Source organism: Bacteroidales bacterium (assembly GCA_035647615.1).
GTDB lineage: Bacteria > Bacteroidota > Bacteroidia > Bacteroidales > 4484-276 > SABY01.
On sequence record DASRND010000007.1, the window covers coordinates 1 to 13626 of the forward strand.

At 42.7% G+C, this 13626-nt stretch carries 14 protein-coding genes; 6 read left to right on the forward strand and 8 right to left on the reverse strand.

The features are described from left to right. The 6 genes from VFC92_02905 to VFC92_02930 form a co-directional block, all read right to left on the reverse strand. The coding region (locus tag VFC92_02905) for a hypothetical protein (GenBank protein ID HZK07127.1) at window positions 1-180 on the reverse strand (180 nt) is incomplete at its 3' end. Between the two features lies 1 nt (window position 181). Continuing rightward, window positions 182-973 carry an RDD family protein gene (locus VFC92_02910; GenBank protein HZK07128.1) on the reverse strand — a complete coding sequence of 264 codons (792 nt, stop codon included), beginning with the start codon at window positions 971-973 and terminating at the stop codon, window positions 182-184. Window positions 974-980: 7 nt separating this feature from the next. Next, window positions 981-1559: an FHA domain-containing protein gene (locus VFC92_02915; protein HZK07129.1), complete on the reverse strand. Its 579-nt coding sequence runs from the start codon at window positions 1557-1559 to the stop codon at window positions 981-983. 17 nt (window positions 1560-1576) lie between these two features. After that, complete coding sequence (locus VFC92_02920; protein ID HZK07130.1) at window positions 1577-2104, reverse strand: hypothetical protein; 528 nt, start codon at window positions 2102-2104, stop codon at window positions 1577-1579. Window positions 2105-2123: 19 nt separating this feature from the next. Next, window positions 2124-3350 carry a caspase family protein gene (locus VFC92_02925; GenBank protein ID HZK07131.1) on the reverse strand — a complete coding sequence of 409 codons (1227 nt, stop codon included), beginning with the start codon at window positions 3348-3350 and terminating at the stop codon, window positions 2124-2126. Continuing rightward, entirely contained in the window at window positions 3340-3501 is a 162-nt protein-coding gene (locus tag VFC92_02930) for a hypothetical protein (protein ID HZK07132.1), read from the reverse strand. Before VFC92_02930 ends, VFC92_02925 begins: the two co-directional genes overlap by 11 nt. Before the next feature lie 335 nt (window positions 3502-3836). On the opposite strand from VFC92_02930, the gene VFC92_02935 reads away from it, so the two are divergent. Both VFC92_02935 and VFC92_02940 read left to right on the forward strand, forming a co-directional pair. Then, the gene (locus VFC92_02935; protein HZK07133.1) at window positions 3837-4040 is read left to right on the forward strand and encodes a hypothetical protein; all 204 of its coding nucleotides are present in this window, start codon (window positions 3837-3839) and stop codon (window positions 4038-4040) included. Continuing rightward, window positions 4037-4483 (forward strand): PIN domain-containing protein, encoded by a 447-nt coding sequence (locus VFC92_02940; protein ID HZK07134.1) that lies wholly within the window; start codon window positions 4037-4039, stop codon window positions 4481-4483. The genes VFC92_02935 and VFC92_02940 overlap by 4 nt, the downstream gene beginning before the upstream one ends. A 15-nt stretch (window positions 4484-4498) precedes the next feature. Here VFC92_02940 and VFC92_02945 read toward each other — a convergent pair whose 3' ends face one another. Next, window positions 4499-6547, reverse strand: coding sequence for a transcriptional regulator (locus tag VFC92_02945; protein HZK07135.1), 2049 nt, complete (start codon window positions 6545-6547; stop codon window positions 4499-4501). 170 nt (window positions 6548-6717) lie between these two features. On the opposite strand from VFC92_02945, the gene VFC92_02950 reads away from it, so the two are divergent. From VFC92_02950 to VFC92_02965, 4 genes are all read left to right on the forward strand, one after another. Continuing rightward, on the forward strand, window positions 6718-7956 hold the full coding sequence (locus tag VFC92_02950) for a dipeptidase (GenBank protein ID HZK07136.1): 1239 nt from the start codon (window positions 6718-6720) through the stop codon (window positions 7954-7956). A 46-nt stretch (window positions 7957-8002) separates the two neighbouring features. Further along, window positions 8003-8797 (forward strand): thymidylate synthase, encoded by a 795-nt coding sequence (locus VFC92_02955; GenBank protein HZK07137.1) that lies wholly within the window; start codon window positions 8003-8005, stop codon window positions 8795-8797. 219 nt (window positions 8798-9016) lie between these two features. After that, a complete protein-coding gene (locus VFC92_02960; protein HZK07138.1) occupies window positions 9017-9502 on the forward strand; it encodes a dihydrofolate reductase in 486 nt (161 codons plus the stop codon). A 260-nt stretch (window positions 9503-9762) separates the two neighbouring features. Beyond that, on the forward strand, window positions 9763-12537 hold the full coding sequence (locus tag VFC92_02965) for a DNA gyrase/topoisomerase IV subunit A (protein ID HZK07139.1): 2775 nt from the start codon (window positions 9763-9765) through the stop codon (window positions 12535-12537). Between the two features lie 119 nt (window positions 12538-12656). Here the strand turns inward: VFC92_02965 and VFC92_02970 are convergent, their stop codons facing one another. After that, window positions 12657-13625: a hypothetical protein gene (locus tag VFC92_02970; GenBank protein ID HZK07140.1), complete on the reverse strand. Its 969-nt coding sequence runs from the start codon at window positions 13623-13625 to the stop codon at window positions 12657-12659. Window position 13626: the final 1 nt, after the last annotated feature.

Here is a 13626-nt window from a genome sequence, read left to right on the forward strand (position 1 = left end):
TTCCACATTTGCTTCATCACGTGCCAGCTCGCGATAAACTACTTTAATGGCTACCTTTTGCCCGGTTATGGCATTTTGCCCTGAGTACACCACACCCATCCCACCATCTGCTATCCTCGATTGCGGATCGCGGGGATCGAATGAATAGGAGCCGTTTATACCTGTTAGAAGAATTTCCATATTATTGTATTTTTACCACTATTGTACCTGCAATTTTATCGTGAAGTGCCTGATGTTTGGTATCACCTAACATTGTTAAAAAGCCAATCATTAGCAATGCTGATGACAAAAGGTATCCAAAAAGCCTTGCCCATACTTGTCCCTTTGAAGGATAGGTTCGGGTTTTTTCGTCGAGGTAGATAATTCCCATCGCTTTTCTTCCAATGGTGTAGCCTTTCTTTGAAATGGGGACTGCATAATACAGATGCGTGATGATTAAAAGCGCAACAATAAAAAGCAGTTGTCCAAAAATAATATAGCTATAATAGAGGTACGAACCCATTATAAATCTAAGCATTATCAGGATGGGAATAGAAATCAAACCCATTATTAAACCATCCAGTAAATACCCCACCAGCCTTTCCCCAAAGGAAGCATACTGTGTAGTATCAAGTTGTTTTTTTAATGGTACGCTATTGTTGGGGTTTTCTTCAAAAGGTGCGTGTTTTACGATTTCTTCTTTTTTAAAAGCTGTCAATACATTTTGAATACTTGGGTGCGTTAAGCGAAACTGCAGTCTTTTCCCAAGCATAATGCTGCTACTCAAGTCAACTTTTACCGCCTGATTAATCCTGTTGCCATTTATGAAAGTTCCGTTTGTCGAATTCAGGTCTTCAATATAAACCAGACCATTTTCAACGATTATCCGGCAGTGGGTGCTACTCACCGTATTGGTACTGTCATTTATAATAATTGGGGTTTCACCCGTATTGCAGCTTGGGCTTCTGCCCACAATGAATACAAATTTTTTCATAAGATTTTTATAAATCAGTTACAGTGCCATCTTTAATATCTTTATCGTAAGCAGGATAATCATAGGGAGAGGATCTTTTGTGAGGGTCGTGCAGTTCCTTTACAATATTACTTAGGCCCTGAAGAGTTTTTAGCTTAAGCGTAACCTTATCGATGATGATTAACAACAGTTCGTAATCACCAATTTTAATAATGTCTCTGTCGTTTAATTCCCGGGGTTGGTATTCAATGTCCTCTTTATTTACGAATACTCCATTTGTTGAGTTTTCATCCTTGATGACAAACATCAATCTGTTGTCATTTTTACTTCTTCGCACATTCAACAAGGCATGTCTGTCTGATACAGTAGGTAATTTGAGAATTATATTATTATCGGCAAACTTGCCAATTAAGTTTCGGCCTTCCCTGATGAGCCAGTATTCACCAGGCTCTGATGTAGTGTAGGAAACCAAAAAGCCCACAAGGTTTCGCTCTTCGATCTTTTCAGGGTTCCTATCTGATCCGGAAATTTGCGTGTACTTGCCAGCTTTTTCAGGATTTTTCTCAAACGAATTGTAATCGTTATCAATAATTGTTTTATTTGCCATTTGTTATTCTTTTTAAATTAAAACATTATAGGATTTACTTTGGGATTAAATGCTGGATAAATTGGATGGTTAGTCATTCTTTTCCCATTAAAATAAAATACGGTTTCATTAAAGTTATGGATTTTGTTGGAACAAATGTATGCAAAAATTCCCTCACAGTTTAATACTAAACCCCAGCCCTGACCTTCAATATAACCAAAGTTCACATTTAGGTATCCTGGTAGGCCAACACCTAATACATTTGTTAGGTGTGGCGTGGTTTGTTTTATGATATCAAAAATTAGCTTCAAGCTATTAACACGGGAAATTATTTCTGTCACAATTTGTTCTTCTGACAGATATTGAATATTAACAATCCTTGAAATATCAGTGTAACGAGGAATTGATTGCACTAGCCTATATTTAGGATAGGAGTTATTACCTTTAAATTCAAGTTGTGTTGCATAGATCAATATTTTATCATTTTCGATACGGGCGAAAGTATTTTGACACATGCTTTGATGAACAATGCCAAACAAAAGAACAATAAGCAATTTTACTTTCATAACCTTAGTATTTAATTAGTTAATAATACACAACACCAACATTATCCCATTTCCTTCGATAATTATTCCATTCCCAAATTTTCCCATAATAATCCACACCAAAAACATTGGTATGAAAGCTATTCACCGGATTAATTAGGTCCCACTGAAAAGTTTGTGCTTGCATTGTTATTGCACGGTATCCTGCGATGAACATACCTCCATCGAATGGATTATATTTCACAATGTAGTTATCCGACATTAGAAAAAGCACGTCATTATTTTTGAACATTATAATTCGCGCAACCGGGAATTGGTAAATACGATATGGATTATTGGATACGAAATTGTTTGGCTGATTAGCAAAGGCACCACTATTGGTGGTAATGACATCCTGCCAATTTCTTGATGGATGAGAGTTATTTCTTTTAATGATCTCAATTTGAAACTGCGGAGTTTGCTTTTTATAATTTAGTTGGGTAACACTAATGGTTCTTTCTTTTGTTTTTTCAAGTAAATCATTCCAATCAGCATAATTTGAAATGCTTGTTAACTCTTTGTGAATTTCCAGAAAAGAATTAGTGAAGTAGCCTCCATATCTACTGGATACTCCGGAGGTTTGACCAGGCTCACTTGAAGAAACAATGATAAAACCAGATGATTGCTCATATAATTCCTTGAATCTCTCTGAATTCCTGACCGAAAAATTTAATGAAGCGATACCATTTACTTCAATGTCAGATGGACTTAAAACACTAAGCTCACCATTGCAGCAATCCACTATGAGAATGGTTAATCTCGCTCCTTTCGCTTTTAATTCATTGGCTATTTTACTGAGTGAAATGCTACGCAGATAGGTATCGTCAAAGCCTTCAATATGATAACCCATAAACAAGGTAGGCCATTTATCTGATTGATCCCGGTACCTGAATCCATGCCCGTTATAGTAAAATAAGATGACGTCATTTTCATTACAGTTAAGATCACCAATCGTTTTTTGTAAGTTTTCACTTTTAAAATTTGTTCCGGTTAATTCGTAAACTTTTCTTCTAACGGAAGTGTTTTTTTCAATAGCTCCAATTTCAGACATCATAGCATCAATCGACAACCGCGTTCCTTCTCTGATTACTGAATTTTGTTCATTTGTTGCCCCTGCAATAATGCAATGCAATGTTTGAGCGGATGTTTGTTTTGAAATTAAAAACATAATTAATAACGAGCTGATCAAGAGCATTGACCATTTAGGAAGATTGTTTCTATTTTTCATCTGTATGTTTTTTGCTATTATGGTCGATGATTAATTTTAGCGCCTCATTCTGCCCCTCCGTCACCCTGATGATTTTTTCGATTTCATCGGTGAGCTTTTTGCCGGCAGGTTTCGGTTTGGGATGAGGCTTCGTTTGTGGGTGTTTTTGCATTGTGAAAAATATTTCGGCAATATTACGCCGGGCAAGTACCGTTTTGCAAATTTTCGACCTCCACTTTTTCTGTACTATCCCAAATTACCACCTCGATTAAATCTGTACTGTTTGGCGTAGCGGACAGCATAATAATGAGTTAGCTCTGTATTTTGGTTTTTGGGGAAATTCAAGTGTTTGCCTGGCAACATTTACCCCGTGAATAGCTCGTGGGCTGTGTAAAAGCTTTCGGGGATTTAGGTTTTTGCCGGGAGGAATTCACGGGGTGAATTAATGCTGGGTCGGCCAATGTTAGCTGAATAAAAAAAATTACTTTTGTAAAAATCATTATGGATATGATAATTGAAAAAACAAATAAGGAAATTGTTTTCAGGCTGCCACTTGATACCAATATCGATGCATTACAGAATTTGAAAGATTGGCTGGATTACCTGGAAATAACCCAAAAATCGAAAGCAAGGCAAAAGGATGTTGATGGGCTTGTTGATGAAATTAAGAAAGGCCGCTGGAAGCGACGGAAATCAGATTTGGTGAAATGAAAATTGTTGTCGATACCAATATCGTTTTCAGTGCAGTTTTAAACACCAACAGTCGTATTGCGAACATACTTCTTCAATCAGAGAGGTTTTTACATTTTTACTCGACTGATTTACTACTTGCCGAAATTTCAGAACATAAACAAAAGCTTCAAAATTTATCAGGTTTATCAAAAGAGGATTTAGATAAATCGATTGCACTTATTACCAGAAAAATTCGATTTATTGATGCCAGGTTAATTCCTAACGACATCTTTAATTCAACTGAAGAGCTTCTTAAAGATATTGATTCGGATGATGTTGAATTTGTTGCTTTAACAGATCATATTGGAGGGAAACTGTGGAGTGGAGATAAAACGCTACAACGAAAATTAGCAAGGAAAAATTGGGAGAAATTTATTTCTTTGGCCGAATTGTCAGTGCTCATAAGAAAGCCCTATGAGTAGCCATTAAGATTGTGTTTATAGCCGATTTAAAAACACGGTCAGGTTTTCGTCTTTGTCGATGTCGAGTTTTTTGCGGATGCGCGAACGGGCGGTGTCCACACTCTCGGGGCGCACCATGGTGATGGCGGCAATTTCTTTGCTGCTCATGTTGAGCTTGAGCATGGCGCAAACCTTTCGTTCGGCGGGTGTAAGGTCGGGGAATTGGGCATCGAGGGTGTTGTAAAACGATTCGTGAACCTGTGCAAAGCGGTATTCAAATTCGCGCCAACTGGTTTCGTCGAGGTTTTGTTTCAGCTCCGAAATAATTTCACGCACCAGCTCCATGTTCGACTGCTTAAAGTTGGCGCTGCTTCGCTGCAGGGATTTGGCTACTTTGTTTATCACCAGATTCTTGGTATAGATATTACTGACGTTGCAAATCAGTTCGCGGTTTTTTAGTTCCAAATCCTGACGGAGATTTTCGGCTTCTTTGGTGAGCAGGGCCTCTTTTTGCCGTTTGGTTTTGATGATGAACACGATGAGTAAGACCAGCAAAACGGTTACAATTACGCCTACGATGGTGGCAGTTTTTATCTGCCGCTGCTTTTGTCCGATTACCAACTCCTGATCTTCGATTTGCTCCGTTTTTTTATCTACTTCATAGCGGATTTGAATCTCTTCGATGGCATCCGATTTTTCACGGTCGAAAATGCTGTCCTTTATCATGGCATACTTTACATAATAATCGTAAGCCTTTTTCAAATCTTTGTTTTCAAGATACATCTCCGAAAGAACCTTGTATCCTTCCAGGATGCTTTGCTTGCTTTGTACCTGGCGCGCATGTTCCAGGCCTTCGAGAAAATGTTGTTTGGCCGGCAGCGGCTTTTTCAGCGAAAGCTCAATTTTTCCCAGGCTGTAAAGTGCCATGCTGAAATCGCTCCAGTTTTGCAGGGATTTATACTTTTCGGCAGCAACCTGTGTCAGCAAATAGGCCGAATCAGTATTCTTTAAGGCAAAATAAATGTTTCCGAGATTTAATTCCGAGTTGGCTACATCACGAACAGAAGCAGCCGAGCCTTCTTCGGTTTTAATTTGATAGGAATGAAGGGCATAATAATAAGCCGAATCGAGTTGTTTCATATGCAGATAAACCTCAGCAATATTGTTGTAGGAGTAAGCGATTCCTAAATAATTCTCCTTGAGATTGGATGTTCCTGCTTCTTTAGCTATCCGTATATGTTTTTGCCGGATCGCAAGAGCTATCCGATGGAATTGAAGTGCTCTTTGAAAATCCCCTGATTGAATGTAAATATTCCCGATCAACTCGTTGCAGTTCCAGGTATTTGGCCGATTGCTGATCTTTTCCCAATAACTCAGCGATTTGATAATAAAATCAACCGCTTGATGATAATTCCCCAAGTAAAGTTGGGTAAGCCCAATATGATACAACGAAATGGCAGCGTCCCGCTCAAAGCCATTCAACTGGTTAATCTGCAAGGCCTGATAGTAGTATTTAAGCGCGTCCAGAAATTGATTTCTGGTTAAATCATTCTGCCCCATTCTATCCAGGACCAAAGCCTTTCCCAATTCGCAGTTGGTTTTGGTAAAAACAGAAAGTGCCTTGTTTTGATAATATTCCGAGCTATCGAAATTATTCAGGTTCAAATATTCCCTACCGATAAAGCTATAGGCAAATCCAATCTGCCTGGGGTATTTCTTATCTCGCAATTCATCAATAATTTTTTTGTATCGCGCAATAGACCGCTGAGGTGATGCCTTTATTCTAATGGATTCAAAACTATTTTTAAGATCAAAATTCAAATTCAAATCTTCCGCTAGTTCGGCAGCTTCATAAAAGAAACAAAATGCCGCCACTGAATCCACCACATTAAGTCCACGAACCAAAGCCTGCAAAATAAGCACCCGCTCTTTTACTTCAGCCGTTTCGAGCTGCCGGTACAAACTATCGGGAGCAAGCCGGGCTTCCGCCTTTATCGGCAGATGCATGATTGTGATTAATAAAATTGCCACAATCCTGATGAACCAACTCCGATAAATCTGACTATGGAAAATAATTCTCTCCATTCTACTGGGATTTTTTTGATTAATTGCCTCCCAAAAATACAAATTCTCTTCAATATGAAGCGCAATCTGCACACCAGAATTTGTTTCCATCGATCTGAGCCACCCGCCAGCCACAAAAAAAGTTGCTACTTTTGGCGATGTTTTTCAAATAGTTTTTAATGATAAAATCAATGATAAATTCCAGAAAGACGAGCTTGCTGGTGATGGTTGCCGGTGCGATGATGCTGCTGATGAGCAGTTGCAACCAGCCTGCTGCCAATACCGATCAAATGTCTGATGCAGTGAAAGTGCAGGCACAGATTTTTACGGTCGATTCGCACACCGACACGCCTTTATGGCTTTTGCGCGGCGACTACGATCTGAGCCAGCGCCACGATGCCACAACGCACGGCAGCAAAGTAGATTTGCCACGCATGACCGAAGGCGGCTTGGATGCAGTGTTTTTTGCCGTTTTTCTTGGGCAGGAGGCACGCACGCCCGAAGGAAACCAACATGCTATCGACCTCGCCATCCGCATCTTCGACTCGATTGATGCACATTTGCAACGGGTACCGGAGTTGGCCGCTATTGCCACTTCACCCGATGAGGCGCTGCGGCTGAAAAATGAAGGTGAAAAAGCTATCTTTCTCGGCATCGAAAACGGCTATGCCATCGGCAACGACCTGGCACAGATTGGTAATTTCTACAACCGTGGCGCACGCTACATTACGTTGTGCCACACCCGAAATAATGACATTTGCGATTCATCCACCGACAGCACAGAGCACCACGGTCTAAGCGACTTTGGCCGCCAGGTGGTGAGCGAGATGAACCGGCAGGGAATGATGATTGACGTGTCGCACATTTCCGACAGCAGTTTCTACGATGTGCTCCAGGTTTCGTTGCAGCCGGTGATTGCGTCGCACTCTTCGGCCCGCGCCATCTGCGATCATCCGCGCAATATGTCGGACGATATGCTGCTGAAGCTGGCAAAAAATGGCGGCGTGGCACAGGTGTGTATTCTCAGCGACTATGTGAAGACCATGCCGCCAAACGCACAACGCGACTCTGCGCAAAGCGCCTTACGCGAAAAATACAACAACTTCGACGGCCTTAGCGAAGAACTGATGATTCAGGCCCGCAGCGAGTGGCACGCCGTCAATAAGAATTTTCCGCCCAACCTGGCCACACTTTCCGACTATGCGGACCATATCGATCATGTTGTGAGCGTGGCCGGCATCGACCACGTGGGCATCGGCACCGACTTCGATGGCGGAGGCGGTGTTACGGGCTGCTTCGACGCTTCAGAGATGCACAACATCACCGCCGAACTGCTGCGACGCGGATATTCGGCAGAGGAAATCGAAAAGATATGGGGCGGCAATCTGATGCGTGTGATGCGGCAAGTGCAGGCTGCGCGGGCAGTATGATCGTGCCGGAACAAATTCGAAAAAACAATAAAAACCTAATCACCCGATGAAACAATATCTCGATTTGCTCGACCACATCCTCACCAACGGCACGAGAAAAGATGACCGCACCGGAACAGGAACGCTGAGCGTTTTTGGCTATCAGATGCGTTTCGATCTGTCGGAGGGCTTTCCGCTGGTTACCACCAAAAAGCTGCACCTGCGCTCGATTATTTATGAGCTGCTGTGGTTTCTGCGCGGCGACACCAACATCCGCTACCTCAACGATAACCGCGTGACAATTTGGGATGAATGGGCCGACGCGAATGGCGACTTGGGTCACATTTACGGTTACCAGTGGCGAAGCTGGCCTACGCCCGACGGCGCTTCGATCGATCAGATTGCTGGCGTCATCGAATCCATTAAAACCAATCCCAAGTCGCGCCGCCATTTGGTAAGTGCATGGAATGTTGGCGACCTGAACAATATGGCGCTGCCGCCCTGCCACATCCTGTTTCAGTTTTATGTGGCCAACGGAGCGCTTTCGTGCCAGATGTATCAACGGAGCGCCGATGTATTTCTGGGCGTGCCTTTCAACATCGCATCTTACGCACTGCTGCTAACGATGATGGCGCAGGTAACCGGACTCAAACCCGGCACTTTTGTTCACACCTTCGGCGACGCGCATATTTATCTCAACCACATCGATCAGGCAAAGCTGCAACTGACGCGCACGCCACATCCGCTGCCGAAATTAGAACTCAACCAAAACATCACCAGTATTTTCGATTTCAATTATGAAGATATTCATTTGAAAGATTACACGGCACACCCGCACATTAAAGCTGATATTTCGGTATAGTCTGGGAAGGACAAATTATAAATTCCAATTTCCAAAATTTCAAATGACAAATAAAACTCAAATCACAATTTTCAAATAACCAGGATGTTTTGATATTTTGTATTTTGATTCTTGGAATTTATTTGTGATTGTTTACTCCGACTAATGGCGGATGTTTTATTGTAGTTTGTAATTTATTGAAAAAGCCATCAATAATTAGTTTTTAAAAATTTAGCATTTATGATTTCGATTATCGTAGCAATAGCAAAAAATAACGCCATCGGCAAGGACAACCAATTGCTGTGGCACATCTCCGAAGATTTGAAACGCTTCAAGCGTCTTACCTCCGGCCACAAAGTGATCATGGGACGAAACACTTTGCTCTCGCTGCCCCGCTATCCGTTGCCCAACCGTACCAACATCGTCATTACTGACCAGGAGAATGAAAATTTCGACGGATGCCGGATGGTGTATTCCATCACCGAAGCAGCTGCCTTGTGCAGCGCAGAGGAAGAATGTTTTGTGATGGGTGGCGCCTCCATTTACCAACAATTTATGCCATTAGCCAAAAAACTCTACATCACAAAAGTGGACAAAGATTATGACGGCGATACTTTTTTCCCAACTATCGACCCGAAAGTGTGGGAGCTCACGGAGGAGTCGGAGCCGGTAAAAATGGACGACGGCAGTTTTAGCTATCGTTTCCAGACCTGGCTGCGGAGGTAAATTTGTATTTTAAAACAACAACCATTTCAAGCTTTCGAAATTTGTACTCTGGAATTTGTTTGTCATGTAGAATTTGTATGTTGAGTATTATTTTCGGGAAAACCCGACCTTTAAGAGCAGGCACAAATCCGCCTTTTCACCGCTACTGGTAATAAATCGTTAATAAAAAAATAGGCGTTATCTCGTTCAGAATGCTTCAATTTGCAGGTTTGAACACAAAAAACTAAAAAGTAAAGCGCTGAATGCGCAACGTGCATCGAATGGAATCAGATCAAAATCACAACGAACATCAGGAAGAACCGCAACTTCCCGTTGACACTGGCCACGACGCCGGCATCGGGAGCGAAAGCACCTACAAGACCATTGCGCTGGAGGGTATGTACCAGAGCTGGTTTTTGGATTACGCTTCGTACGTAATTCTGGAGCGTGCTGTGCCTGATGTGCTGGATGGTTTGAAACCGGTGCATCGCCGCATACTACACGCCATGCGCGAGATGGACGATGGCCGTTACAACAAAGTGGCTAACATCATTGGGCAAACCATGAAGTACCACCCGCACGGCGACGCCTCTATTGGCGACGCGCTGGTGCAGCTCGGTCAGAAGGAGCTGCTCATCGACACACAGGGAAACTGGGGCAATACCCTCACCGGCGACAGCGCCGCAGCGCCTCGCTACATCGAAGCACGCCTGTCGAAATTTGCTCTTGAAGTAGTTTTTAATCCCAAAACCACCGAGTGGCGAGACGCGTATGACGGGCGCAACAAAGAGCCTGTGATGCTACCAGTAAAATTTCCGCTGCTGCTGGCTCAGGGTGTCGAAGGTATTGCCGTAGGTCTCGCCTCTAAAATTGTCCCACACAACTTCAACGAACTCATCGAAGCTTCCATCCGGCATTTGCAAGGCAAAGATTTTGAAATCTTCCCCGACTTCCTCACCGGTGGCATGGCCGACTTTTCGAAATACAACAACGGACTGCGTGGCGGCAAAATAAGGATACGCGCTAAAATTCAACAAACCGACAAGAAAGCGCTCACCATCACCGAGATTCCTTTTGGCACCACTACCACCAGCCTCATCGAGTCGATAATTTCGGCCAACGATAAGGGTAAGATTAAAATCAAAAAAATCGACGACAACACCTCCGACCAGGTGGAGATACAGATACAACTAGTGCCAGGCGTTTCGCCCGACCAAACCATCGACGCACTCTATGCCTTCACCAACTGTGAAATGTCGGTTTCGCCCAACTCCTGCGTGATCTATCAGGGCAAACCCCATTTTATGGGCGTGAAGGAGATTCTACAAATTTCGACCAACGACACCTTGCGCCTGTTACGCAGGGAGCTCGAGATACAACGCGAGGAGCTGGAAGAACAGTGGCACTTTGCCTCACTCGAAAAGATTTTTATCCAGGAGCGCATCTATCGCGACATCGAGGAATGTGAGACCTGGGAAGCCGTCATCATAGCAATCGACCTCGGGTTGACGCCATTTAAAAAACTATTTAAACGCGCCATCACCCGCGACGACATCATCCGCCTGACGGAGATAAAAATAAAACGCATCTCCAAATACAATGCTTTTAAGGCCGATGAGCAGATTCGCGATATCGAAACCAACCTGGAAGAGGTGCAAAATCATCTGGACAACCTCATCGATTATGCCATCAATTACTTTAGGCAGATACGCAAGAAATATGGCAAAGACCGCGACCGGCGCACCGAAATCCGCAGCTTTGATACCATAGAAGCTACTATGGTGGCTGTGGCCAATGCCAAGCTCTATTTCAACCGCGAAGAGGGTTTTGCCGGAATCGGGCTTAAGAAAGATGAATTTATCTGCGATTGCTCCGACATCGACGACATCATCTTTTTCCGCGACGACGGTACTTTTATGGTTACACGTGCAAGTGAGAAATTTTTTACCGGCAAAAACGTGATCCACATCGACGTCTTCAAACGCAACGACGACCGCACCATCTACAACATGATATACCGCGACGGGCGTGGCGGCACCAATTACGTGAAACGTTTTGCAGTGATGGGCGTAACCCGTGACAAAGATTACAACCTCACGCGCGGCACCGATGGCACCCGTGTGTTATACTTCTCAGCCAACCCCAATGGCGAGGCCGAAATAGTGGGCATCAACCTGCGCCCCAAACCACGTTTGAAGATCACCACCTTCGACTACGACTTCAGCGAGCTGGCCATCAAAGGACGCGGATCGAAGGGCAACATACTTAGCAAACACTTCATCCGTAAAATCGTACAAAAAGAAGAAGGAATCTCCACCCTGGGCGCCATAGACGTTTGGTTCGACCCCAGCGTGAAGCGACTAAACAACGATGAGCGCGGCAACTTTGTGGATGCCTTTGAGGGCGACAACAAAATACTTACTCTGATGCAATCGGGCGACTACCGACTCACCGGCTATGACCTCTCGACCCATTTTGATGAAGATTTGCTTCACCTCGCAAAATACGACCCCGACACCATCATCACGGCGGTGTACCTTGACGGTAGCCAGAACCTGTGGTATATCAAGCGCTTTAAGGTAGAGGAAACAGATAAAAAAACGCGGTTTATCACAGAGCATCCTGAGTCAAAACTTATTACCGTTACCACCGATCAGCGCCCTGTGCTACAAGTGGTGATGGATGAAAAGAAGAATGAAAAAGAGGAAGAAGACCTGTTTATTGCCGCCGATAATTTTATAGGCGAGAAAAGCTACAAAGCCAAAGGCAAACGCCTGACCAATCTGGCTGTGAAAAAAGTGAAATGGCTGGAGCCGTTGCCTGCTTACAAAAAGCCTGAAGAGCCTGAAATGCCGGAAGAAGAGGTGCCGGAAGAAGAAATCATTACGCCTGACAAGATTGACAAAACCAAAGTGAAATCCGAAAAAGCGGAGAGCACTCCCACCCCACCGTCGCCATCACCACGAAAAACTTCTGGAAAAACAAAACAGGATCAGCAGCAAGAGGGCAAAGAAAAAGATATGGGAGACAAGACGCAGATGTCGCTGTTTGATTAATCTGATAAAAGTTTGAATCACTTTTGTACTAATTCATCAATTGACTGATGAATTGGTACAAGAAATTTCTAGAGTATTAATGAACAGGCAACATTCCAATCTTCTATCACTCCGCAAAGTCACTCCCTGCTACCTTCCGTGTAATCAAGCAATCTGCTTTTTAAAAAAGAAGGTATTTTACCTTCCGATTGCAAATCTTTAAGGATCGTATTCAGATCATCGAGTATGATTGAGGCCGTCTGATGTTTCTCTGTCTTACTATAAGAGAATGTGTGAATATTGCTTGTGCTTTTTACGTTGATATTTCCTTCATTATCAAAAAACCTTGCTGAACTTCCTAAATTAATGTGTTTATAGTTGGTAAAAATATGTCGATCGTGTTCCTTTTTTCCTTGAAATAGAATAGTTCCCACAATTGTTTTTGACCCAAAGATTTTCCTGGCCTCCTCTCGAATTTTTGATAATTCATTAATATCCTTATCATCCTCAATTGTTGTAAATATCCATAGGCTGTTAATGACTTTGTATTTTGACTTTATTGCCGATAGCAACCCAAATAAATTTTTGTCGAGGGGATGTGTGTTATCACCCCTGATAATAAAAGGATCAGAAATAATAATCTCTGTGACTGGCAGATCGGGCAATATTTGGTTCCAGGACTCGAATAGTTTTACACTGCTGTTTTTATCAATACTTCCATCTTTATCAACACGAAATTTTGGCTCACTTTTAAACTCTTCGAAAACCGTTTTATAGTTATCTTTAAATCCAATCAGACACTTAATCTCATTTTCAAATTGTTGCCTTTGTATCTCATCTTCAACATCAATAAAAACAAGCTGATACGGGTTATTTTCATTTATCTGTTGTTTAGTGAAATTCCCTGGCCGGCTAGCAATTTTTGTATTTCCCCTGCCCACAAGAAGCATCGATAAAAGATTGTTCAAATCCAAATCCGGTTTACCGTAAACTCTTACATCGCTTTCACTTCTAAGAAAATCAATAAAATCTCGTGAGTTATTAATGACATCTTCATTGAAAACCTGGTAGGCATTCATGAAAATCTCCTTGTCGATATGTGTTAGCATG